The sequence below is a fragment of the Fibrobacter intestinalis genome (genome assembly GCF_900167415.1).
GTDB lineage: Bacteria > Fibrobacterota > Fibrobacteria > Fibrobacterales > Fibrobacteraceae > Hallerella > Hallerella intestinalis.
Window position 1 is genome coordinate 21,987 of sequence record NZ_FUWU01000005.1, and the last position, 22,063, is coordinate 44,049.

Here is a 22,063-nt window from a genome sequence, read left to right on the forward strand (position 1 = left end):
ATCAGTTGGAACCTCCCAAAAGGAGTGCGAAAATTTTTGCCCAGACATTGGCGCTCGTTGCGACAGAGATGGCCGTCAAAATGATGGTCACGATGACGCAAAGCCCGATATACCACAGGAAAGATTTTTTGAAACCTTTGATTTTGAGCTTGAAGATAAGCCAGACGATGACCGAAAGGATGGTCCCGAAAATCCAGGCGATCGGAGCCGTGATGGCGGCGATGCAGCTGACCAAATACACGACGGTAATGCCCGGAATGAAAAAGAACACAATCGCAAGAACGGTCAGCAGGACAAAGCCCACATAGTGCGCAAGTCCGCGTTCCTTTTGAATGATGACTTGAGGCTGCGGGGCTGGTGCTTCGGCTTTTTCGGATTCTTTGGGCGGGTTCTTTTCCGCAGGGCTTTCCTGTTTGGCGGGCTCTTGTTCGGGTTTCGCTTGGGCGACTTCCGCTCCGTCGGTTTCGATTTTATTCGCCGCTTCGGGAGTTGCCGAAACGATTTCGGCGTCCTGGATTTTTTCTTCTTCCATAAATTTGTCCTTATAAAATAAAGGTTCGCCCTTCGTAAACAAAAACGCGGTGCTCCAGCCAAAGTTTGATGGCCGAAGAAAGCGTGCGTTTTTCAATGTCTTTGCCCAGCTCGACGAGTTCGTCGATGGAAGCGGTCTCGGGAACGCGCTGGACATCTTGACAGATGATGGGCCCCTGGTCCAAATCTTCGGTAGCGAAATGCGCGGTTGCCCCGATGATTTTCACGCCCTTGTGCCATGCCTGGTGATAGGGCTTGGCGCCTTTGAATGCGGGCAGGAATCCGTGATGGATATTGACGATTTTGTATTTGAACTCTTCTGTAAATTCCGCCGACAGGATTTGCATATACCGGGCGAGGACGATGCCGTCCGTTTTGGTTTCCTGGATGATTTCGCGAAAGCGGTTTTCGGAAACGGACTTGGCTTGCGTGCTGGGAACGTAATAGAAGGGAACGCCAAAGGTGCCGCCGACTGGCCCCAATTCCGTGTGATTGCTGACGATGCAGCTAAATTCGCAGGGAAGGTCGCCGTCGCGGTGTTTTAAAAGCAGGTCGTAAAGGCAATGGTCGGTTTTGGAAACGAACAACGCCAGCCGCTTGACTTTGGATGTGTCGTAAAGTTTCCAGGTGAGGGAAAGGTGCGGCCCGATGGATTCCAAATGGCTTGAAATCTCTTCTGCCGCTTCCGGTTCGCATTCAAAAACGGCGCGGAGAAAAAACGTTCCGATATCTTTTGCCGTGTGCTGCGTCAAGTCGATGATATTGGCTCCCGCTTTGGCCAGAACTTGGGTGGTTCCGGCGATAAGTCCTTTCTGGTCGGGGCAATGAATTTGTAAAATGTAACGAGTTATAGCCATGCCCTAAATATACAAATCTTGTATCGTGGGGTCTTATTCGGCACTCGCTACTTGGTTTCTTCCGTGTTCTTTAGCAAAGTAAAGAGCCTTGTCGGCTGCGGCGATCATCGTTTCGATGGTCGGGATGTCTTTTCCCCTGTAACTGGAAACGCCAAGAGAAATGGTAATGGGAATCATCTTGTCGTCAATGGAAAACTTGTAACTTTCGACGGCTTTACGCAAGCGTTCCGCACTTTTAATGGCGTCCGCTTTGGACATTTCGGGGAGCAAAAAGACAAATTCTTCGCCACCGTAGCGCGCAAAAAGGTCGCTTTCGCGCTTGTTCCGGGTAAAAATCTGGGCGATGTTTTTTAAAATCATATCGCCGGCGGGGTGTCCCCATTCGTCGTTCACCTTTTTAAAATGGTCCACGTCGCACATAAAGGCGTGCATATATAGATTTTTGCGTCTGGCGGCGGCGAGTTCCCCCACGGAACGATCCATAAATGTTCTGCGGTTCGGCACCTTGGTGAGCGGGTCGGTCGTTGCGGCTTCAAAAAGTTCCCGGTCAAAGGCCTCTTCGCAGGGATCCTTAAAGTCGATTTTCAGAACCATTTTCCCGATTTGCAGCCGATTGTCGGATTCAATCGCTTTCGGGTGGGCGGTGACGGTAACTCCGTCCAGAAACGTCCCGTTCGTGGAGTCCAGATCGCGGACCGTCATACGGTTGCCGTCCCAGGAAAGTTCGCAATGCTTTCGGGAAATCATGTCGTCTTCCAAGCGGATGTCGGCGTCGGTTCCCCGACCGATAACCGTTTTCCCCTGCATCACGGGAATCTGGCGGAAAGACGCCTGCGGATAAAGTACAATCAGATGGGGCCGCGGCTCGGCGGCGGGCATCGGGCGGGTAAGGCCGCTGGCGACAATAGTTTTTTCAAGATGGGAGCCTAAATCGGACATTTCGCTTTAAATATTAGTTTTTTTCATCAAAACAGGGAACTTGGCAAAAGCAAAAAGCCGAAAATGCCTGAAAAACCGTCATTGCGAATCTGCCAAGGAGAAAATCCGTCACATTTGAACGCGACCGTCACCCCGAACCCCAAAGGGGTTATACGACACTTGTCAATTTATTGACTTAGTGGAGTTATACTCGAAGTGTAGAAGCAATCCTTTTTCCGCAGATAGGATTGCCACGGCGCTATCGCGCCTCGCAATGACGAGATGCCAGACAAGATTGCTTCGGCTTTGCATCCCTGAAACTAGGAATCTCCGATTCCGTAGTTGAAGTATCCCTGGAAGGGACAATTCGTCTAAGGGAACAAGTTCCCAAGACTCATGGGGCTTTGCATCCCTGAAACTAGGAATCTCCGATTCCATAGTTGAAGTATCCCTGGAAGGGACAATTCGTCTAAGGGAACAAGTTCCCAAGACTCATGGGGCTTTGCATCCCTGAAACTTGGAATCTCCGATTCCATAGTTGAAGTATCCCTGGAAGGGACAATTCGCCTAAAGGAAGCAGAACTTCCAAGGCTCATGGGGCCTTGCTCGCAATGACGAGGTGCCTGCCAAGATTGCCACGTCGCTCTGCTCCTCGCAATGACGGACCGCTGACGATGACTTGCGCTCCATTTGACGAAGACCGATATTGCTTCGAAATAGGCTTTTTTCATTTACTTGAAGCCCGAAAACGAGAAAAACGGCTGGCAGCTGATAACTACCAACTCCCCACTCCGCCCCTTTTTTGCTAAAAAAGGCGTTTGGTATCACATGTAAACGCAAAAATAGGGGGTAAGCGAATAAAAAACTACCCTTTCCCCAAAAAAAAGGATAGTTTTCAAGCGAATAAAAGCGACTTTTGGCAAAAGCCGTTTTTTGGCTGTCATTTGCGGACTCCTGTGCACGGGATGATGCGATTGGTTTTGGAGATGTTATGAAAGAAAATGGAAAACACGTCAAGTCCTGGCTCGCGAAAGCGGTTTTCGGCTGTTCGCTTTTGCTGGGGGCGGCTCAGACTTGGGCTCTTAGCTGTTCGGGTAATATATATGTCGCTGATCCGGGGTGGTCATCGTTTCAAATGGTGGTGGATGGTGGTTTTAATTTAATTCCAAGCACGTCGCTTTCGGATGGATGGTATGTGATAAAAGCCAATTCCGTGGGGTCTCAATATGCCAAGGATTTTTTCTTTGCCGCTTCGGATTGGAACGGCTTTGGAATTACGAAATCCCAATATAATGTAACAGGCTGGAATCAGAGCGATAAAATCAGTTGTTCGGACTTCGGTACTTCCGAAAGCCTTTATATTTACGAAGATCCGACGACGGCGGGAAAGACCGTTATTTCCTCTGATCCTCCCAATGCCAAGTACTTTTATTTCCTTCCCCCGGACGATCAGCTTTGGAACAGCTCCATTCCCATGCTGAGTACAGACGGCGGGAAAACCGGGGTCGCTATGTCTACGGACCCGACCCGTTGCGGCTGGTTCTATTATGTATGGTTCAATCAGGAAGTTCCCGCATCGATCACGATTTACAGGGATTCCGACACGGAACGCGGCGAACTGATCGGCTGGGATGGTTACGATGGGGCAGGAGATGCGCCGACAGCCATCCCGATGAATGATTTGTTCTCTTCTTTCAGCACGAACATGATTTTCTTTATGTCGGATCCGAGTATGTGGCCGGACGATTTCCCGGAAGCGGACAAGGGATTTGCCGTTACAGATCCGATGGTGGACGGCAATTGCGAATACCATTTGGCGGCGATTATTTATGATTCCGATGCGAGTTTGCATCCGGCGTTTAGCTGTTACTCCGCTGGGGGCGAGGGATGCCAGTATGGTGCGCAGGGAGTGTCTGCTGTTCAGGCTCAGGCAGCGGTAAATGCCTGTATCGGCGTTACGCATGGGATCGTCCAAGATACGCTTGGACCGGACAAAAAGCCTCTCCTGAAAACGACGGCGATGGGGGGTATGGGTGAAACGTGCTTTATTAGCGAAGCATTTTTCAATCAGCTTTTCCATCCGACTACGGGTGTGAACGAAATGACGTGCTTTGACCTTCCGTTTAATCGTGATTCTTATGGTAAATGGGAATTCAATTCCGATTACTATACGAGCAAAGGTTTGACGGCCCAAGGCGGATTTTATCCGACGGAACAGACGACAGACGCGGATGTTTTGACGAGTTACGGATCCTCCCCGCTTCCTGCAGCAAGAACGAAACGCGGCGCCGAAGGCCCCGTATTTGTGGGACCGCTGCTTCGTGAAGTGGACCCTGTGGAAAATGCGCAAAAATTTGATTTGCTTTGCAACGGAGCAGGTTGGCTCGGAGGAATGGATGATTGTTCCGGTCGTTTTGCCAACGGGGATGACGATATTGCTGCCGTCAACTCTTGGTTGGGGGCTACGGATGCGTGCATGTGGGGTTGGTCTTGCCAGGACAGCAGACCGGCAGGTTGGCCGAGCTTTAAGGACGGAACGGATACTCCGCTTGAAGGAGGAACGTATCGTTGGACGAGTACGCGCAACCAGCAATTCTGTTTTGAAAGCCATGCGCAATTCGTTTATAAGCCGGGGCTTCGCTTCAACTTCCGCGGCGACGATGACATTTGGGTCTTCATTGGTGGCAAACTGGCTGTGGACTTGGGCGGAACGCACCTTGCCGCTCCAGGCTACGCCGTGCTGGACAACTTGACCGACAAGAACGGCAATCCGTTTGTCGAAGGCGAAACCTACGATTTGGACATCTTCTTCTGCGACCGCAGAACCACGATGAGTAATGTCCGCATTAACACGAACATGTATATCCAGCAGAATACGGGTATCAATCGCACGAAGGATACCTCTTATGTGGGTGAAGGCGACCGTTATAATATCTGCTACGAGGAAACCGGTGCGGGCGATTGCGCTGCGGCGCTTTCCGGTGCTTCGGGAACGGAAACAAAGGTTTATTGCAATGACGCAATGGCGGGAATCGTCACTTTGACCTATGCGCTTTACAAGGGAAGTTCCCCTTATACGACGGCAAGCGGAACGACTTTGGACGAATCCTATTTCGCTTCTGCTTATGCGAGTGGGCAAAAGGTATTCTTTGGTGCTATCGATTTCTCTTCAAGCTGGTATCAGCCGGTGATTAACAAAGCCGCTGTTGCGGGCCTTCCTTCCGGCACTTACAAACTTATCGCTTCGGTCAATAACAAGAAGACGACGATAGCCACAATTCGTGTTGCTGGAACTCTGGACGTTCTGACCGAAAATGGCCAGGATTCGACGGGGCATGTTTACAAGGTGGTCACCTCGGCAATGGCCGGCGTTCGCATTCCTGTGTTTGTCGGAGCCATTGGCGATGCTCTGGAAAACGGCAATCTGGATGTGGACTTGGAAGGTGCTGTAGATGAACGCTATACGCCGTCTTTTGATGATGGATTGATGGTCTTTGCAGACAGCTCGTCTCAGACTCCGCTGACATCGAGCGATATCCAGACAGTCGGTGCGCGTGGCATAGATACGCTGTGGGCGACGGTTCCTCTTGCGGCGATGACGAGTTCGTCCATTACCAAGTCAATTTGGGTGCGCAATAAAAAGCTGGCTTTGACGTTTACGCTCCCGGCAATTGCGTTTGTGGATTCCACTTACTCGGAACAAATCAATCCGCCCTATGGCAACTGGAATATCAGCGAGGATTCCATTTTGTATCGCGGTGCGGAATACAAAGCTTATATCATTATGTTCGATCCGACGACAGGAACCCCTTGCACCAGTTGCTCCTATGGCTTGGTGGTGGATCCGGCACAATCTTCGGAAGGCCTGACGGGAACTTCTCTGGAAATGGTGGAAGGCAAGGCCGAAATCCGCTTCCGCTCGTCGAAACGCTATCCGGATGATTTGACTTTGGACAGTGCGTTTATCACGGTGACGACCACGGAGAACTCTCTGATTTTTGCGACCTACCGCGGCTTGGTCTTTAGTGAACCTCCGGTACCTCTGCCCGATTCCGTGATGGTATTTGACGCCAAGGGCGAGCCGAAAACCTATGCGGGTCTAGATCAGAACTTTACGCGGGACGAATATCTGGACGGCATTGCGGATTCGCTTTGGATTAGTTACCATCGTCCTTTCAAATTGGACTCTTTGCCGGATTCCATTATTGTAACCTGGTCGCTGGATTCTACAGAAGCGGTAACGCTCTCCCGCTCCCAGATTGAAGCGGCGGCAAAATTGCTGCCGAGCGGAGACCTTTATGACTCGGTGCTGGCTTTTAGTGGGCTTTCGCTTTCGTCCGAAGTGCAGACCACGCATTCCGGAGCTATGGTTCATTCGTGGGCGAGCTTCAAAAAGAACGGCGTTGTCGCTCACCAGGGATTCAGCAAAACGGCTGAAGACAAGGTTGCTCCGATTATTACCCGCGGAACGATTTCGGAAATGTCCGAAGGCCTTTTCCAAGTTCGGGTAACTTTCTCGGAACCGGTCGTTTCGGCGGAATCCGATCTCAAGTCGCTCTTCATGTATTATTTGCGCTCGGCTACCGATTTGGTGGGTTCAGCAAAATATACGGAAGTCACTGCGACCAATGCCAATATCGTGGATTCGAATGTGACGATGTTCTTTAATGCTTCTCTTGGTTCTATTCCGCAGTCGGGTGATTTTGTCCGAGCCAAACCCGGAATCCTGACAGATGCTAACGGAAACGGTCTTACGGATTACGATGTCGTTGTGCCGTCGCCGTGGATGCTTCTGGAAGGTGACGCCCAATCGACGATAGCGAGCATCAAGATGGGAACGGTCAATTCCGAAGCGGACTTGAAGGCTCCTCCGGTTCAGACCTATTTCTTGGGCATTTACGATTCTGTAGGAACGCTGCTTGAAAAATATCCGAACACTCTCGGTTATATTATCAAAACGGATATGGGCAACATTCTTACCGATCCGAAATTGGATTCCTTGATTGCAGCCGGAAAGGTCAGCATTGACGATGTGAAATTGCATTATGAACTGGATATTTTCACCAATTTGGGCACTTTTGTGGTGCATAAGAAGGGTTCCATCGCTTGTTCTGATCAGGAATTCTTTGGCGGAGACTGCCGTAACAATCGCGGATATGTTTATGTCGCCTGGGATATGGTGACTTCCAAAGGACGTCTTGCTGGAACAGGAGCCTATATTGCAAAACTCAGTACTCATGCGACTATTCCGGTTTTGGGCAAGAAAGGCAAACACAATGTAACGGAAATTTGGGGCGTTCGCCGCACGACAAAATAGGTTCGTTAACACCGAGTTCTTGCAATCAAAGGTTCCGCTCTACTGGGGCGGAATTTTTTTATGAGCAGTGGCGCTACATCTTGCGAGGAGTTTTTTCGCTCTGTCATTGCGAGCCGTAGGCGCGGCAATCCTGACGCGCATGAAGATTGCTTCACCCTAAAGGGTTCGCAATGACGATGTAGCACGGTTCGGGGTGACGATGTAGCACGGTTCGCAATGTTTAATATAAAATGACGGGAAAGCGGGGATACGGGGGGACGGAACACCGTTCACTCTTGGTGAACCCGTTGGACCACTAAAGCCATTTTTAGAGAAGGCCTTAAAGCAGCCCTAGAGTTTCTTTGATTGTCTGTTCGTCTGTTCCGGGCGGGAAAAGTTCTTTCTCTTCGGGAGAGACGAAAACCAGTTTGCGCTCCTCTTCGGGGAGGGCACTGCGGTCGCGCAAAACAACGGGCTTGTTATTGGTCGTATAGAAGAATTGACCCGTTTTGATGAACGCTTTTTTGGCGAGACCTTGGACGATGGCGTTTTTAATCGCCCGGACGACGACGGGGCCCGCTCTGTGCAGACCGTGCAAATGCAAAACTCGGCGGATGAGACTTTTTTCGTGAATCGGCGATTCCGCGTCGATATAAAATTTCATTTGCAAAATCAAAAGTTTGGCTGCAAGCTCCGGAATAGGGACGTCGTGCACGCTTCCTTCAATTTTGGGATTGATGATTTTATAAGGTTCGACGTGAAATTCGGGTTCCTCTTCTTCTCTGCTTTTTTCGCGCGGAGGCGGGGCGACGCTCTGTTCAACGGCAATCGTTGTCAGGACGTGTTCGCATTCGTCATGGGTAGAGCGGAACCAGTTGGGGCACCAGAGCCGAATGATTTTCCAGCCCAGATGTTCCAAAATTTTATTTCGCAAGTAAAGCCTGTCTTCTACCGATTCCCGCAGATAACCATTTGAAGAATCGGTTTCCACGCCCAGCAGAAAATGTTCCGGATTGTTGCTGTCATGGACCGCGAATTGAATCGATGCGCCGTTGTATCCCCAATTTTTTTCAATTTGGCATTGGTCGGAATCCAAATTTTGGAAAATGTGTTCTTCGAGAGTTGCCAAAAGGGGATTTGCTTTGAACAAGGGAATTTCTTTTGCTGTCTGTACAAAGGACAGGAAATCCGCATAGGCGCGAACGCCTGCATTTGCCGAGGAACTTTTTTCAAAGGGTTCGCTGGTAAAGATGCGCAGGCACGAAAGCGCGTGAGTTGCGCAGACATGGACGGATTTGGCGTTGAATCCTTGATTGGCGATAGCCGCAACGGGTTCTGCGCAAATAAAAAGAACATCGCGAAAATTTCCGGAAGCTTCTTCGGGCAACCTGACGTAAGGGTCGCGCAGGGCGTCTTTCGGGGAAAGGAAAAATCCTAAATCGGGATGCTCATGGATTTTTTTCTGAATGGCCTGGAAGACGCTTTTGCGACGTTCTTCGGTGAATACAATGATGCCGAGAGATTGCATCGGGTGCTGTTCGACGTGCTTTGCCGCTGCATCGGCGATTGCCAGCGAAGTATCTTGAACCATCGAGACCTGAATGTCGTTTGGAATTTCGGCATTAGGCGGCGGCAGCTTTTTGATTTTTTGGTTGTAGATGTTTCGGTTGGCGTAATCGATAAGGATAGGGTGCTTGTGCAAACTATTTAAAGCTAAAAACGAAAGTTTGGCACCTTTGTATAAAGAATAGGAGAGGATGCTTTCAAATTGTGAAGCGATAAAAGGAGGCAGGCGTTCCTCGCCTAGAACATTGGGAAACGGCGGTGTCGGTAAATTGGAATCGCCAAAAAGAATAGCGCGTTGGGAACGAAGAAGCGCAGGGATCGCCTGGTTGGGCGGAATGGCTTCGGCATCGAGAATGACGGCGACATCGAATTGCCTAGCTTCTTTAGAAAGGTTGCTTGCGACCTGCCCGATGGGAAGAATGGTCAGCAGCTTTGGATTTTTTTGAACGACGTTTTTGGCAAAACGCAGGTTCATGGTGCAAAGATCGTCGGAGGCTTCTCGAAAATCGCGTGCGTGTTTGGTATGGATTTTGGGCGTCGATGAAAAAAGTTCCGGGAATATGTTGCACGCTCTTTGAATTTGCAGGGAATGCCAGAATCTGGAAAATTCGGCAGCCAGAAATTCTTTGCCCGGATGCGAAGAGACAATGGCTTTTTCCAGTTCGTCCAGCTTTTGCTCTCGCAATTCTTTGCGCTTGGATTGGATTTGGGTAAAGATGGGTAAAAGCGGAAGGGCGGCTTCCCATTTTTGAAGAAGTTCCGCTTGCTCGGTGACGCTTTTGTAGTCGTCCGCTTTCTGGAATTGAAATTCGCGGCAAAGATCGTCAAAATCTTCTTGCGCTTGGCGGCACAATTTCCGCAGAGCCTGGGCATCGCTAATTTGATTTTTAATCTGGCTGTATTTTGAGAGAATCGCATAAGCGAGAGAGGCGTTCTCGGATTTTTCGGCCTTTTGCCGAAAATTGTAGAACCAGCGGATTTTGGCGTCGAGAACAATCCAGTTGGTGTGTTCAAATTGCCAATCCTTTCCGAAAAGCCGACCGGCAAGAGCCGAAGTGTTCGTGTAGAGTTTTTTGCTGTCTTGCAGCTGGATGAGCTTGTCTGTAAGAGCGAGCAGGTCGGCGTCGTTGCGGCCTTGTTTCGGGTCTTTCAGCGTGCGCAGCAGGGTTTTCCGCGCATTGTGATAGTATTCGGAGAAAGCTTTAAACGTGCGGTCTAAATTGTCCTTGAGAATTTCCCGGGCAACGCCAAGTTGCATGTCAATGGCGCCATCTACATAAATGGGCGAGCCTGTTCTGCGAAATTCCGACCAGATGGTTCCGGCGTTGGGAAGAGCTTGCAAGGAATCTTTGAAAGTCGTCCAGTCTTTGGATTCCAAAGCCCAGCCGTCAAAAGAAGGAGTGGAATTGTTGAAATCCGGGGAAATGGCGTTTCCTAAATCCGAAAGGGTTTGAATGTCGATATTCTGATTGAAAAAGAGAACGTTGGAGACGCTTTCCGCCAAAGTGGATAGAGTGGAAAATTTTTCGTTCGCCCTTTTTAATTTTTCGGCAAGCCTTTTCTTTTGCAGTTCGTTTGTGGAATCCAAAAGACCGCCGTCGTAGGCTTCCAGGGCTTTTTGGGAATTGTCGCGATCCAGAATTTCCAGAAGATCTTGCAGGTTGCTTTGCGCGGAATGAAATTGTTCTTTGCTTAAATTTTCGGAGCCGCTGAATGTGGAATCGGGCCAGTTTTTTTTGCGGTTGGTATTTTGGGCAAGTGCCGCCAGAGCGTCTGCCAAGGAGCAGCCTCCGATGGGAATCGGCTGGTTTATCGCCTTGTCGTAATTGACGACCGCAGCCCTTGCTTGGGATAGAGCTTCGCGCGCTTTTTCCAAAGTCGTGTCTTTGTACTCGGGCCTTTGCGGGTTCCACGTTTTTTCAAAGCGGGCAAAGGAGGTTTTTCTTTTGTAGGTCAGCAACACCTTTTTTCCGGTGGAGACGCTTTCGGAAATATAATTGGCCAAAAATTCTTCCCCAGAAGAACCGGGAGGCGTTTCGACAACGCAAAGATCGTTTGCGGGAGAAAGGGACTCCAATAAGGCCGTGTTCGCTTCGGAATCCAGAATGTGCGTGAAAAAATGCTCGGTTGGGTTGAAAATGTCGTTGGGATTGCTGGAATCCAAATCGGATTCGACGACGTGGAAACCTTCGGAAGAAAGCAGCTGGGATAAAAGATGACCGGTCAAATCAAATTGTTTCCAGCTTTCGGATTCCATATCGTTGAATGCGTAAAGGCTTGCGGAATCGTAAAAGCCGATAAATAGCCCGCGGGAAGTACTGCGCCATTCCGGGAAAGGGGCGATTGCTTCTTGAACAGCGTCAAAGTAGTTCCGAATCTGGAACGTTCCGCCTATGACAAAATTTTTTGCCACGGGAAATTTTAGCGTTTCTTTGTTCTTGACGCGGAGGGGAATGTTTTCTATGGGTGGGTTCGCCGAAAGGGAGACCGTCAGATTTTTCGTGTCGATTTGGACGGGGACGAGCAGGAGCGGGGCCAACCCTTGGGATTTCAAAAAGCCGATGCATAAAAACGCATTCTGTTCCCCGGTGCCCTCTTCCAAAGAACGAATGGCGTATCGGATGTCGGCAAAGAGATTGCTCTGGCTTGTATCCGAAAAAGCCGCAGTCACCGGAGCGAACAAAGACAATGGGAGTGCGACGGGTTTGCGCATCCATTTTTCCAAAAAGGCAATGCCGTCTTCGGACATCAGCGGCGTCTGGAATTTTGCCTGGGGGACAAAATTCAAAAGTCGGCTCTGATGATTCAAATCGAAAGAGGGTTCGCGAAGATTTAAGAGTTTATGAAACAGGTCGTCCGCCATATATACCGGAATATATTTCAAATTTTGGAAAATAGATGCTTTTTTGCCAGCAGAATGGATTCGTTAACAGAAAGTAACCTGAACGAGGAAAGCAGTCCGGCTTGAACGCAGACTTCTCCCAGAAGCTTTTCGGGGGAAATGCCGAGTTCCCGCTCGCCCCGGATGCTTGCGGCGTGCTCTCTTTTGGAAAGTTTTTTCCCCGATTCGGCGCAGATGAGCGGATGGTGCAAAAAAAGAGGCGGCGTTTTTCTGCCGAGGGCTTGGCTCAGGGCGATTTGGCGTGCGGTAGAGGCGCGCAGGTCTTCTCCGCGGACGACAAGGCCGATTCCTTCTTCCAGGTCGTCGGCGACGACGGCGAATTGGTAAGTCCATTGCCCCGCCCTGTCTTTGATGGCAAAGTCGCCGCATTGCTCGGCGGGATTTTCGAAAAATTTTCCCAGTCGCAGATCGTTCCATTCGATGGTGGCGCTCGGGGTTTTAAATCGGACGGCATTTTTTTCCGTAAAGGGCAAATCTAGATGGCGGCAGTGGCCTTGGTAAATGGCTTCGCCTTCGCTGTTGGTGGGATTCGTCTCGAATGTAAATTTTCGGGAACAATCGCAGGCGTAAATGCGGTTTTCCTCCTTCAGTTTTTGGAAAAATCGAAGGTAGCGGTTTTCGTTGGCGCTTTGGATCGATTCCGCTTCCCAGGAAAATCCCAACCATTCCAGATCTTCGCGGATGGCGTCGATGTAAGCTTGCCGAGCCCGGCTTTTGTCGTGGTCTTCGATGCGCAGGCGAATCGGGTATCCGAAATGTTCGGCGGCGGCGTACACGAATAAAGCCGAAAGGACGTGCCCTCGATGCAAATAACCGGTGGGACTGGGGGCAAAGCGTGTAAAGGGGAACGGGTTCATAGAAAAATGCGCTATGAAAATAATAAAAATTTTTATATCAGACCTCTTTTTATGCTCTACAATATTTTTACCGGATGCCGATAGCTTTTCAAAAACTTTTTACTATTTAGGCGATGTATCGCTATGAATTAAAAACCTTTGTCGCTGTCGTGGAACAGCAGAGTTTTACCCAGGCGGCGGAAGTGCTTTATTTGACGCCGACGGCGGTGATGAAACAGATGAACCAGTTGGAAGTCCAGTTGGGGATTCCCTTGTTTGAGCGCAACCGGCAGGGGGTGAAAGCGACGGAAAGCGGCAAAGCTTTATATCAAGAAGCAAAGTTCATCATCGACTATGCCGATAAGGCGTTGGCCAAAATCCGCGGCAAGCTGAAAAATGGTGAAGAGACGATACGCATCGGTTCTTCGATTTTAAATCCCTGCAAGGCGTTTATGGAATTGTGGCCGCGAGTCAGCGCGCAATTTCCTTCTTTCAAAATCAGCATCGTTCCTTTTGAAGACGCAAACCAGAATATCCTTTCTGTGATAAGCGGCCTCGGACGGCATTTTGATTTTTTGTCGGCGCCTGCGATTCTCGAGAATGGCTTTCCCGGGCGAATTTTTACAAACTGGGGACTTGTAAGAAATGCGTCGCTGTTCCTGTGACGCACAAGCTGGCGGCAAAAAAAGAGTTGAAGCTTTCCGATCTTTATGGGGAAACTCTGGTGATGGTCAGTCGGGGAGATTCGCCGACGAACGATCGCCTGCACGAAGAACTCGAAAAGAAGCATCCGCAAATCCACCTGAAAGAAATCGGTTATTTTTACGACATTGACGTTTATAATCGCTGTGCGGAATCGGGAACCCTTCTTTTGAATCTGGATTGCTGGAAAGACGTGCATCCGGGACTGGTGACGCTTCCCGTTGTGGACTTGCATTATGAAATCGACTACGGGCTTTGCTATTCCAAGTCGGCGGATGCCAGAACGCTTCGCTTTTTGGATGCTGTAAAAAAAATCGTGTGAAATGGCAGACTACTTTTTGCCCAGCCATTCGCGGACTTTTTTCTCTGCTGTTTTCGGGTCGTTTTGCGCTGTGGAACCGTGCATTTCCAATCCTTTTTCCACTTTTGCTTGGGGACAGGTTTTTTGAATATTTTGCACGGTGCCCGATAATCCGCTGCCTTCATGTGTGCAGAACGGGTAGATTTTTTTGCCCGAAAAATCGTGGCTTTCCAAAAAATGATACACGATCATCGGCATGTCGCCCCACCAGTTCGGATATCCCAAATAAATCGTTTCATATTTTGAAAGATCGGCGATGTCGCCTTTATACGCCGGACGAGCTTTGTCGAGTTGTTCTTTTTTGGCGAGATTTACGCATTCGTCGTACTTTTCGGAATAGGGCTTTTCCGGTTCGATTTTGAACAGGTTGCTGCCGGTTTCCTTGGCGATGATTTCGGCAAGGATTTCGGTGTTGCCTTTTTTTACGTTGCCGACGCGTAGTTTTCTCCCGCACGGAAAAAATAGATGACGGCCACTTTTGTCTGAATGCCTTCGGGCTCTGCGGCAAAAAGAATTCCGCAGAAAATCCATAGAAGAAATCCGAATGCCATTTTTGCAATTTTCACGATTTGCCTTTGCTGAATGCAATCAGCCATTCTACGGTGTTCGGATCGTAATGCGAAAAGAATGCGCTTTCCTTTTCGTCTAGTGCGGCGATTGTCCTGCATATCTTGCTCGCTCAACGAAAAATCGAAGACGCTGAAGTTTTCTTCCATGCGTTCGGCGTGCGTGGATTTGGGAATCACGATAACTCTGCTTTGGATTAAAAAACGGAGTGCCGTTTGGGCAACGCTTTTTCCGTATTTTTCACCGATGGATTTTAATACGGGATTGGAAAAGAAGTCTTTGCGGCCTTCGGCAAACGGGCCCCAGCTTTCATGCCGGACATTGTATTTGTTCAAAAATTTCCGCGCTTCCTTTTGCTGCTGGAAAACGTGGGTTTCAATCTGGTTTACCGCGGGCATTACGTCGGCAAAGTTGCAAATGTCGATGAGCCTGTCGGAGTAAAAATTGGACACGCCGATAGCGCGGATTTTTCCGCTTTTGTAAGCTTCTTCCATTGCCCGGTAAGATCCATAGTAATCGTTGAAAGGCTGGTGGATAAGCATCAAGTCCAGATAGCTTGTGCGCAATTTGCGAAGCGATTCTTCAATGGAAGCTTTCGCTTTTTCATAGCCGCCGTTTGAAATCCAGATTTTGGACGTGACGAAAAGCTCTTCACGGGGGACGCCGCTTTTTTGAATGGCCGCGCCGACGCCTTCTTCGTTGCCGTAAGCCTGCGCCGTATCGATGGAACGATAGCCGAGAGCGATGGCGTCCAGAACGCAGCGCTCGGTTTCTTCGGGCGGAGTCTGGTAAACGCCGTAACCCAGGATGGGCATTTTTACATGATTGTTTAATTCCACGTATCCATATTGAGTCCTTTTTTTGTTGGGCCTTTGCTTATTTCAGTTTGGCGTATTCTGCATCGCTAACGGGTTCCAGCCATTCGTTGCTCGGATTTTCGGCGGGAATTTCAAAAGCCAGATGGCTGAACCACGAATTGGCTTTTGCGCCGTGCCAGTGCTTGACATTGGCGGGAATTTCCACGATGTCGCCCGGGTTCAGGGATTGCGGATCTTTGCCTTCTTCTTGATACCACCCGCTTCCCGCTGTGACGATTAAAATTTGTCCGCCGCCTTTTGTCGCATGGTGAATGTGCCAGTTGTTTCGGCATCCCGGTTCAAAAGTGACATTGGAAATTGAAATGGGTTCGCCCGCCTTCGTTACCGGATTCAGGAAGGAATTGCCGATGAAGTATTTGGCGTAGGCGGTGTTGGGCTTTCCTTTTCCAAAAATGTTCTGCTTGTCAAATTCCGCCCGGTTTGCCATTTGATCGTTTTCTTTGTTTTGATTTTCGGCTTTTTCAAAGGACTTTGCCGCTTCTTGAATCCCGCGAAGAGCATTCAATGTTCTGGGATAACCCATATAGGGGATATTCAAAGAGATGATGTTTATCAGGAATTGTTTGGAGCGTCCCATCCGTAAATTCGCCGCCGCATGGGAAATGAACTGCGGTTCTGCATCGCCCTGTGCGTAAAGATAGCAGAAAGTCAAAAGTTCCCGCATTTTGGCATCGAGTGCTGCGCGCGTGTAGTAATCGCCGAAGCAGTTGGCGGCAAGCAGATAATTGATGTGCCGACTTTCTTCCGGTCCGGATTTGTAAAATTCACGCATCCGTTCGCCGAAAATTTCTACCTGTTTTTGGGTGCCGCTTTCTTGCCGACTGACATGGACCGCATCTTTGTTTGGTTCCGGAATGGAAATGCCCATGCTTTCAAATACTTCGTTTTTGGCATAAATGAAGGGCAGCACACGCCCGATTCCCAAGTAGGGGACACCCTGATAAACCAGTTCGCGAACTTCCTCTGGAGTTGTCGATGTCCCTAAAGCCGCCCGGAGTTCCGCTTTGAAAAGTTCTACGCTTTGTGAACCCATGAGCACCGCCAGTTTGGAAAGCGAGGCTTCTTTGGCTGTCGGTATATCCGCCGGGTTTTCGGCGGGCAAGAGCGGCTGAATTTCGGAATCGGCGACATGGGAAAGGATTTCAAAAAGTTCCGGGTCTGTTTTTTTGAACGAGTCAAAATGCTTGGCGCTATTTTTTTTTTCTCCGTTTTGCGGGGAGCACGCGACAATTCCTGCAAAAATTCCAGGCAAGATTTTTTTCATCAGCATAAATTCTCCGTAATAATGGTTAAAGGCCTCATTGGTGCCCTTCGACAGGCTCAGGGACCACCCTTCGACTAGTTCGGCAGGCGGTTACCGCCCTTCGATAAACTCAGGGACCGAAGCATGGTTGCTGAGCTTGCCGAAGCGTTCGCCAAAGCCTTTTTAGATGGCGGCTTCAAAAAATATATCAAAGCCCGTGTTTTTTGAGAATCTTGAATCGGTTGTCATTGTATGAACGAAAAGTTTATACGTCTCGGTGGCTTTGTTGCGGTTGGAACGCAAAATTTCTCCGTTTTTGCATAAAAAAGACTAGATTCTGGATATGATGAAAAAATGGATTTTTGGAGTGCTCTCGCTCGCACTTGCGGCATTTGCAGAAGATGTGACCGCGACGACGTCGGGCGGGAGAATCGTGATTTTGCACGATAATGGCCGTTGGGAGTATTACCAGAACAATTCCCGCGTCCGTGACATTCGGGAATCGGCGATCCCGAAAGATATGCAGACGAATGTTTCCATTGAATACGAACCTTTGGATAAATTGGAAGGGGATATGCGGATGCGCATGGAAGCGAACGACGAGCCCGAAGATAAAATTCGGGACAGTTTGCGTACTCTTCCTGTGGGAGGCATCGTCCATTTTTGTGCGGACGAAAGCCAGGTGCATCGCGGCAATCCCAGAACTTTCACCTATACGATTTGGGTCGGGAAAAAGCAGGTCTATAAGGCATCGGTTTCGGAATCGGAAGCGCAACTTTCCGATGTCGCCAACGTGACTTACCTTTTGTCGGTACCTTTGCAAATGAAAGTGAAAGGGCAAAAGATCAAGGCTCGGATTGAAAACGGCTACAGTTCCGTGGATTTTGATGTCCGCTGACGGGAATGGGCCATGGAAAAAGCTCCCCATTTTGCGGTTGTCGATGTAGAAACGACGGGCGGTAAACCGGAATATGCCCGCATTGTCGAAATAGGAATTGTCCTTGTCGATGATTGGAAAATAACGGATTCGTTCAGCTCGTTTGTGCATACGGACGGAGAACTGTCGCCTTTTATTCAGAATTTAACGGGAATTACGCCGCAAAAACTGAAGAATGCGCCGGAGTTTGAACAAATCGCGGAAAAGGTCGATGCGCTTTTGGATGGGCGCGTCTTTGTCGCGCATAATGTGGCTTCGGATTATGGAGTTCTTGAAGCGGAAATGAAACGGGCGGGGTTGGATTTTTCGCCGGAACGACTTTGTACGGTCAAATTGTCCCGCCGGGTTTTCCCGGGACTTGCCAAATACAGCCTGCATGAACTGGTCGCCGAATTGGGGCTTCCGGATTTTGACCAGCACCACGCTTTGAACGATGCGATGGCTGCGGCGCGGGTTTTGATACATGCGAATGAAAGCGGGGGATTTGCGCAAATAGAAGAGTTGTTGCGCGGCGGGAAAAAGCCCTTGTTTTATCCGAAGAATTGGACGGAAGAGCGTGTGATGCAGATTTCGCGGCATCCGGGAATTCTTTATTTTATGGGGAAAAGCGGGGTCTTGTATGCGACGGCGGCGCGGAATCTTCGCAGTCGGGCATTGGAACTGCTTTCCAATACGCGGAGGTCGCCCCTTAAAGGATTGACGGATGGAATTTGGGATATTCGGGTGAAGGAACTCGGCTCGGAAATTTTGTCCAAACTGTATTTGGAATCGGAATTGGCGAAAACGCGTTTCCCGTGCAATGCGGTAGTGCGTAAATTGCCGGATGTCGGCGCTCCCTTGCCCGACTTGGCGATGTTTTTGCCGGGGCGCTCCCATGGGGAATGTGGCGTGGTGATTGTGCAGGGCGGCAAGGTTTGCGGCTTCACGTTTGTGCGGGAAGAATGCGAGGTGCGGCTTTTTGACATTTTGGAAAATCTGATCCCGTTTGAACAAACGGAAAATCTGGTGCCGATTCTTCGGCAGGCGTTGCTTCGCAGGGGTGTGCGGGTGCAATTCTTGCCGTGAATGCTGCGTTTTTTCAGGCCGCGCAGGAAAGAATTGTATGTATCTTCCATTCGATATTCGCAATTGAAAAATTTTTCAAAGGGTGAACTTTTTTTCAAAGAGGGAACTTTCTTTCACAAGATGAATTTCTTCTCGCAGACTGCGAGGTGCTCGCCCCATGAGCCTTGGAAGCTCTGCTTCCTTTAGGCGAATTGTCTCTTCCAGAGATACTTCAACTATGGAATCGGAGATTCCCAGTTTCAGGGATGCGCAGCCGTGGCAATCCTTGTGGGCATCCCGTCATTGCGAGCAAGGCGAAGCAATCTTGGCTGCGTGAAAAGGATTGCTTCTACACTTCGAGTATAACTCCACTAAGGTAACAAAGTTACCAAGTGTCGTATATCCACATAGAGGATAACTCCACTAAGTCAATAAATTGACAAGTGTCGTATAACCCCTTTGGGGTTCGGGGTGACGTAAAAACAACCGCCAGCTCAAGGAACGCAAGCGAGCAGACTCCTGTACACAATCCGTCCCAGCGAGGAACAAAGCGACCCATGAGTCTTGGGAACTTGTTCCCTTAGACGAATTGTGCAAAGCCCCATGAGTCTTGGGAGCTTCGCTCCTTTAGGCGAATTGTCCCTTCCAACTATCCGCTAATTACGGCCTTGCTTTAGGGATGCCTTATCACGCTCTTTGGGAGACGCGAAGTGTCAAAACTCGACTGCCTTGGAAAAACGATTAGGGGCGAATTGGGAGGAATTTTGGAAATGGCGTGAGGGATAGTGACCCGAACGGGCGGAGACGCGGCTTGCGCGGCTCCGTTGCTCTTGGCGGCAAAGCTGCTTCGCTCTTATTTTGCGGCTTTGCAGCCTAGTGCAATATAGCCCGACCCGGCGAAAATTCTTTTTGGCGTTGCCGTTTAGCCGGGGCACGCTCGCCGTTAAGCGGTTTCTTCTTTTTTCTTTTTGAAGAATCGCTTACCTTTGCCGGGCACGCGCGGCGGGAAGTCGAATTTGATTTTTCCCGTTTTGGGTTCGAGCATGAGATAGGCGTCGAAGAGGCGGCGTGTTTTGGCGGAACGGAACCCTTGGATGAGCGTCGTTTTTTCACCGGTGAGCAGTCGCTTTAGATTGTCCGTGGAGATTTCTTTGCCGAGGATGATTTTGTTCAAGTGAAATCCGGATTCTTTTTTATCGACGTAGCTTTGCGAAACGTAGGCGGTCAAGGTGTCGAAAACAGGGCTGCCGTCGATGGGCGATTTGCCGAGTTCTTCGCCTAATTCGATTTCTTCGTTTTCGGCGTTGTCAAAGACGAATTTGACTTTGCCTTCTTCGATGGCGAGTCCTGCTGAAAATTCCATGCCTCGTTTGGAGCGGAATCCGGTCAAGGGCCCGATTTTGTGCTGGGTCAAAAGTTCCACGGCTTCTTCGTCGCTCATTTTACGTCCGCTTAGGATTTTGCGGATGAGAATGCCGTCTTCGGTTTCAAAGCGGGAAACGCTTTCGTACACTTTTTTGCCGTTCACCGGGCTGAAAGCCGCTTCTTTTCGCGTGTCCTCTTCCTTGAAGCTGCGGATGTTGTGCACCATTTTGGTCGTCAGCTCTTCGATTCCCTGCATAAAAGCGGAACGGGTTTCCTTGCCTTTTTCAATTTGGGAAAGCTGGTATTCCCATTCGCCGGTAAGTTCCGGACTGGTCAGGTTCTCGATTTTCATCGCGCGGGCGATTTGAATCAGGCCAAACGCCTTGCTGGTCGGAATCAGTTCTTTGCCGTCCCGAACCATGTATTTGTCCGAGATGAGCTTTTCGATGATGGCCGCCCGAGTCGCTGGAGTTCCCATGCCACGGTCTTTCATCGCATCGGCGAGTTCGTCGTCTTTGACGAATTTTCCCGCATTCTCCATCATGGAGAGCAATGTGCTTTCGGTGTAGCGCGGCGGCGGATTGGTGTGCTCTGCGGAAATTTCGAATTCCTTGGCTTGCGCCTTGCCGCTCGAATCGATGGGCGAGATGTTCGCTTCGTCGTCCGATGTTTTTCCATAGACTTCTTTGAATCCCGGATTTTTGAGGATTTTGCCTTCGGTCAGGAATTTTTCGCCTTCGATTTCCGTGATGCGGGTCGTGTTCAGGTATTCCGCGGGCGGGTAGAATACGGCGATGAAACGCTGGCAAATCATCGTGTATATTTTAAGTTCCGCTTCGGAGAGCGATTTCATTTTATTTCCCGTCGGGATGATGGCGAAGTGATCCGAAATTTTGGCATTGTTGAAAATGCGCGGATCTTTTTTTACCCAGTTGTTGTCGAGCGCTTTGTGTGCAAAGGAAGCGAGATTCCCTTCCATCGTGGTGAGGGTCTTTTTGACGGTGCCGACGTAATCTTCGGGGAGGGCGCGGCTGTCGGTTCGCGGATAAGAGGTGAGCTTGTGCCGCTCGTAAAGCGCCTGGGCGATGGAAAGCGTCGTTTTGGCGCTGAATCCGAAGCGATTGTTCGCTTCTCGTTGGAGAGTTGTCAAGTCGTAAAGCGGTCCGCATTTTTGAAAGCTGGGTTTGGTCGTTTCGGAAACGGTTCCCGTTTTTTTCTGGCATTTTTGGACGATTTCTTGCGCCCGATCTTCTTCCCAGATTCGATCTTTGTCCGCTTTCAGTTCCGGGTCAATCCATTTGCCCTTATATTCCGATTTCCCTGACAGAAACGTTCCTTCGATTGTCCAATAGGGCCTGGAAACAAAGTTGTTCCGTTCTTCTTCCCGGTTTACAATCATTGCAAGGGTCGGCGTTTGAACGCGACCGCAGGGAGTCAGCTGGAATCCGCCAAAGCGGTTGTTGTAGGCCGTCAGTCCGCGCGAACCGTTGATGCCCACGAGCCAATCCGCTTCGGAACGGGAAAGGGCGGCGTCGAGCAGGTTCCGCATTTCCTCTTGGGTCCGCAGATGCTCGAAGGCGTCTCGGATGGAAGCCTGGGTCATACTTTGCATCCATAGGCGCAGAATATTTTTCCCTTTGAGTCCGGTCTTTCCTTTTTCAAATTCCAGAATATAATGGAAAATCAGTTCGCCTTCCCGACCCGCATCGCAAGCGTTGATGATGGTGCCGACGTCTTTGCGGCGGATGAGTTTGCCAAGTGCGGTCAGCTGGGATTTGGATTCGGGAATCGCTTTAAGCGCAAATTCCTTTGGCAAAATGGGAAGGGTTTCCATTGCCCAGCTTTTGTATTTGTCGCTAATTTCTTTCGGGTCGCAGAGAGTGACCAGATGACCCAACGCCCAGGAAATGATATAGCAGTCGTTTTCGTAGTAGTTCTTTTCTTTTTTGAATTTACCACCGGCGGGGATTGCTCGTGCCAAATCGGCGGCGACGCTCGGTTTTTCGGCGATGACCAGAATTAATTTATTTTCGTCTGTTGCTGTTTTTTTGACCATGGAG

At 49.7% G+C, this 22,063-nt stretch carries 13 protein-coding genes and 1 pseudogene; 5 read left to right on the forward strand and 9 right to left on the reverse strand.

From position 1 onward, the window contains the following. Position 1: 1 nt before the first annotated feature. From B5D40_RS02345 to B5D40_RS02355, 3 genes are read right to left on the reverse strand one after another with little or no spacing between them, the layout of a single operon-like run. Positions 2-532, reverse strand: coding sequence for a hypothetical protein (locus B5D40_RS02345; RefSeq protein ID WP_078775617.1), 531 nt, complete (start codon positions 530-532; stop codon positions 2-4). A gap of 10 nt (positions 533-542) precedes the next feature. Next, positions 543-1,388 (reverse strand): formyltetrahydrofolate deformylase, encoded by an 846-nt coding sequence (gene purU / locus B5D40_RS02350; protein ID WP_073303259.1) that lies wholly within the window; start codon positions 1,386-1,388, stop codon positions 543-545. A 33-nt stretch (positions 1,389-1,421) separates the two neighbouring features. Further along, entirely contained in the window at positions 1,422-2,327 is a 906-nt protein-coding gene (locus tag B5D40_RS02355) for a GGDEF domain-containing protein (RefSeq protein ID WP_078775618.1), read from the reverse strand. A 970-nt stretch (positions 2,328-3,297) separates the two neighbouring features. On the opposite strand from B5D40_RS02355, the gene B5D40_RS02365 reads away from it, so the two are divergent. Then, positions 3,298-7,623 (forward strand): fibro-slime domain-containing protein, encoded by a 4,326-nt coding sequence (locus B5D40_RS02365; protein WP_143394429.1) that lies wholly within the window; start codon positions 3,298-3,300, stop codon positions 7,621-7,623. 319 nt (positions 7,624-7,942) lie between these two features. Here B5D40_RS02365 and B5D40_RS02370 read toward each other — a convergent pair whose 3' ends face one another. Together B5D40_RS02370 and B5D40_RS02375 are read right to left on the reverse strand one after the other, a co-directional pair. Further along, a complete protein-coding gene (locus B5D40_RS02370; protein WP_078775621.1) occupies positions 7,943-12,031 on the reverse strand; it encodes a DUF3320 domain-containing protein in 4,089 nt (1,362 codons plus the stop codon). A gap of 17 nt (positions 12,032-12,048) precedes the next feature. Further along, on the reverse strand, positions 12,049-12,927 hold the full coding sequence (locus B5D40_RS02375) for a glutamate--tRNA ligase family protein (protein WP_078775622.1): 879 nt from the start codon (positions 12,925-12,927) through the stop codon (positions 12,049-12,051). A 113-nt stretch (positions 12,928-13,040) separates the two neighbouring features. Here B5D40_RS02375 and B5D40_RS15840 point away from each other — a divergent pair, with 113 nt between their 5' ends. Then, entirely contained in the window at positions 13,041-13,571 is a 531-nt protein-coding gene (locus tag B5D40_RS15840; protein ID WP_198951031.1) for a LysR family transcriptional regulator, read from the forward strand. Continuing rightward, positions 13,568-13,930: a type 2 periplasmic-binding domain-containing protein gene (locus B5D40_RS15845; protein ID WP_233134275.1), complete on the forward strand. Its 363-nt coding sequence runs from the start codon at positions 13,568-13,570 to the stop codon at positions 13,928-13,930. Before B5D40_RS15840 ends, B5D40_RS15845 begins: the two co-directional genes overlap by 4 nt. Before the next feature lie 9 nt (positions 13,931-13,939). Here B5D40_RS15845 and B5D40_RS02385 read toward each other — a convergent pair whose 3' ends face one another. From B5D40_RS02385 to B5D40_RS15850, 3 genes and pseudogenes are all read right to left on the reverse strand, one after another. Next, complete coding sequence (locus tag B5D40_RS02385) at positions 13,940-14,500, reverse strand: flavodoxin (protein WP_143394428.1); 561 nt, start codon at positions 14,498-14,500, stop codon at positions 13,940-13,942. 31 nt (positions 14,501-14,531) lie between these two features. Then, positions 14,532-15,351, reverse strand: a pseudogene (locus B5D40_RS02390) (aldo/keto reductase). A 61-nt stretch (positions 15,352-15,412) separates the two neighbouring features. After that, positions 15,413-16,684: a carboxymuconolactone decarboxylase family protein gene (locus B5D40_RS15850; protein ID WP_095849545.1), complete on the reverse strand. Its 1,272-nt coding sequence runs from the start codon at positions 16,682-16,684 to the stop codon at positions 15,413-15,415. Positions 16,685-17,000: 316 nt separating this feature from the next. On the opposite strand from B5D40_RS15850, the gene B5D40_RS02400 reads away from it, so the two are divergent. Together B5D40_RS02400 and B5D40_RS02405 are read left to right on the forward strand one after the other, a co-directional pair. Further along, complete coding sequence (locus B5D40_RS02400; RefSeq protein ID WP_078775624.1) at positions 17,001-17,555, forward strand: hypothetical protein; 555 nt, start codon at positions 17,001-17,003, stop codon at positions 17,553-17,555. Between the two features lie 12 nt (positions 17,556-17,567). Continuing rightward, a complete protein-coding gene (locus tag B5D40_RS02405; RefSeq protein ID WP_078775625.1) occupies positions 17,568-18,659 on the forward strand; it encodes a 3'-5' exonuclease in 1,092 nt (363 codons plus the stop codon). A gap of 922 nt (positions 18,660-19,581) precedes the next feature. Here B5D40_RS02405 and B5D40_RS02415 read toward each other — a convergent pair. Then, entirely contained in the window at positions 19,582-22,059 is a 2,478-nt protein-coding gene (locus B5D40_RS02415) for a DNA topoisomerase III (protein WP_078775627.1), read from the reverse strand. Positions 22,060-22,063: the final 4 nt, after the last annotated feature.

Excerpts from the sequence above, each read along its gene's own strand:
- B5D40_RS02345 (WP_078775617.1), bottom strand. The coding sequence starts at position 532 with ATGGAAGAAGAAAAAATCCAGGACGCCGAAATCGTTTCGGCAACTCCC.
- B5D40_RS02415 (WP_078775627.1), bottom strand. The coding sequence starts at position 22,059 with ATGGTCAAAAAAACAGCAACAGACGAAAATAAATTAATTCTGGTCATC.
- B5D40_RS02365 (WP_143394429.1), top strand. The coding sequence starts at position 3,298 with ATGAAAGAAAATGGAAAACACGTCAAGTCCTGGCTCGCGAAAGCGGTT.
- B5D40_RS02375 (WP_078775622.1), bottom strand. The coding sequence starts at position 12,927 with ATGAACCCGTTCCCCTTTACACGCTTTGCCCCCAGTCCCACCGGTTAT.
- B5D40_RS02355 (WP_078775618.1), bottom strand. The coding sequence starts at position 2,327 with ATGTCCGATTTAGGCTCCCATCTTGAAAAAACTATTGTCGCCAGCGGC.
- B5D40_RS02385 (WP_143394428.1), bottom strand. The coding sequence starts at position 14,500 with ATGGATTTTCTGCGGAATTCTTTTTGCCGCAGAGCCCGAAGGCATTCA.
- B5D40_RS15840 (WP_198951031.1), top strand. The coding sequence starts at position 13,041 with ATGTATCGCTATGAATTAAAAACCTTTGTCGCTGTCGTGGAACAGCAG.
- B5D40_RS02400 (WP_078775624.1), top strand. The coding sequence starts at position 17,001 with ATGATGAAAAAATGGATTTTTGGAGTGCTCTCGCTCGCACTTGCGGCA.
- purU (WP_073303259.1), bottom strand. The coding sequence starts at position 1,388 with ATGGCTATAACTCGTTACATTTTACAAATTCATTGCCCCGACCAGAAA.
- B5D40_RS02405 (WP_078775625.1), top strand. The coding sequence starts at position 17,568 with ATGGAAAAAGCTCCCCATTTTGCGGTTGTCGATGTAGAAACGACGGGC.
- B5D40_RS02370 (WP_078775621.1), bottom strand. The coding sequence starts at position 12,031 with ATGGCGGACGACCTGTTTCATAAACTCTTAAATCTTCGCGAACCCTCT.
- B5D40_RS15850 (WP_095849545.1), bottom strand. The coding sequence starts at position 16,684 with ATGCTGATGAAAAAAATCTTGCCTGGAATTTTTGCAGGAATTGTCGCG.